Here is a 1,757-nt window from a genome sequence, read left to right as displayed (position 1 = left end):
GTACACCGCTGCGCTGTCGGCACCGATCGAGGTTATCGCCTGCGTCTCCGCAGGAACCGCAAGATGGAAGTATCCCCAGTCGGCGCGCAGATTATCGCCCGCACGCGCCAGGGCTCTCTGCTCCACGGAGCCAGCACTCAACACATCCATCCCGCCCACTCGGGCGCGATGCCACGTCACTTGCTGGTCCGGTGAATCCACTGCAATACGCGTATCGACACCCAGATAAAGCTCGACTGCGTGCGGCTTGCTGTCGGTGGCAGAAATCTGCCAGGTCAGATAGGTGACCGGCCGTGCCAGCAGCTCCAGATCATTTGGCAGGCTCGGAGAAAGAAAGATCGCCTGCAGCCGAACTCCGCCACCCTCAAAGGTGTACTCCGTCTGCGTCGGTGTCACGTGCAGAGCCTTCTGCTCCATCGCCGCAACCGATCCCGGGCTCCGCCCCATCCAGCGATACGCGTTACCGTCGACGCGAAGATAGCCGCGCATCGGCATCTCCGTTCCGGTCCAATGCCTGGTGTTCTGGTCAGTGAGATGATCTGCCATCGACCAGACGCTGAAGTAAGGATCAAACGCAATGAGAGGAGTTGCCGGGTTCCGTTCATTCTGGGCGAACGCCGCCGCAGACAGGGGGAGCAGGGCGGCCAGTGCCGCCACAAACGTCTTTATGGCCATGCCCAGCAGGGTACAGGAGCGCTCGCCGAAATGACCACTAGAGCATTTCTCCTGTTGCTGGGTAGCCCGGAAGGGGAGTGCAGCGGCGTTTTCATTGCGGAAAACGCCCATAGATACGGAATCCCTACACTACACCTACAGGAGAAATGCTCTAGCCGACAGAGCCGTACGGCACGCTCACACGAAATTTTTCATGCGAGAGAAACAAAAAGAAAATTCATTCTTCCGCATCTATCTACGGATGATCCTGCGCCCTCCTCCACGCGCGGTCGCCTGGAGCTTGCTCGCTTTCGTAGCGTTTGTCGTCGTCTTCTGGCTGGGACGCCAAAGCCGTGCATACATTCTGCACGCTGACTCCGCGGCTCCTGCGGGCACACTGCCTGCAATGGATGCTCACGAACCTACACGCCTCTACGCGCATAACCTGATCCTTCGCAAAGGCCCGCACTTCCGCGTCTACGTCCGCTGGATCCGTGGGCAGTTGCGCTCTACCCGTACAGGCCAGAATCCTTCCTTCGACCTGCCGGAGTCATTCCTGCTAGAGATTGAAAAAGGCTTCATCCATGTCAAACTGGCCGATATCGCGGACTACATCAACTCCGGAGAGTCGGGAAAACCGCCGCTGACCGGCGTCTCCATTGAAAACAAGGACGGGCAGATTCAACTTCATGGAACGCTGCACAAACTGATGCCACTGCCAGTGCAGCTCCAAGGGGCCCTGTCTCCTCTCCCGGATGGACGCCTGAAGTTCCATCTGAACAAGATCAGTGTCCTCAAGATTCCGATGAAGGGCCTGCTCAGTGTCTTTCACGTCAACGCCGAAGACCTGGTTCCCAAATCCGGTGTCGCCGGCGTTCTGGTCTCGGACAACGATCTCTACCTCGATACGCAACGCTTTCTGCCGCCGCCCCACATTCATGGACAGATCAGCAGCGTCACACTTTCGAACGACGATCTGAAGGTCGTCTACGGCAACGCCAACATGGACGAGGAGAAACTGGCGCAGTGGCATAACTTTCTGCGGCTGGTTGGCGGTTCACTCGACTTCGGCAAACTCACCATGCGACAGGCTGACCTAACCA

At 58.3% G+C, this 1,757-nt stretch carries 2 protein-coding genes; one reads left to right on the top strand and one right to left on the bottom strand.

The window, feature by feature from the left end; genetic code table 11:
- Positions 1–675: DUF5127 domain-containing protein (locus AB4043_RS24455; RefSeq protein WP_442308383.1), on the bottom strand; the 675-nt coding region annotated here is incomplete at its 3' end.
- Positions 676–868: 193 nt separating this feature from the next.
- Here AB4043_RS24455 and AB4043_RS24450 point away from each other — a divergent pair.
- Positions 869–1,757, top strand: an 889-nt coding sequence (locus AB4043_RS24450) for a hypothetical protein (RefSeq protein WP_442308382.1), incomplete at its 3' end; no start/stop codon positions are given.

The sequence above is a fragment of the Terriglobus sp. YAF25 genome (assembly GCF_052113305.1).
Lineage (GTDB): Bacteria > Acidobacteriota > Terriglobia > Terriglobales > Acidobacteriaceae > Terriglobus.
Note: the sequence above shows the minus strand (reverse complement) of the source record. Positions and strands in the feature narration are given on the sequence as shown.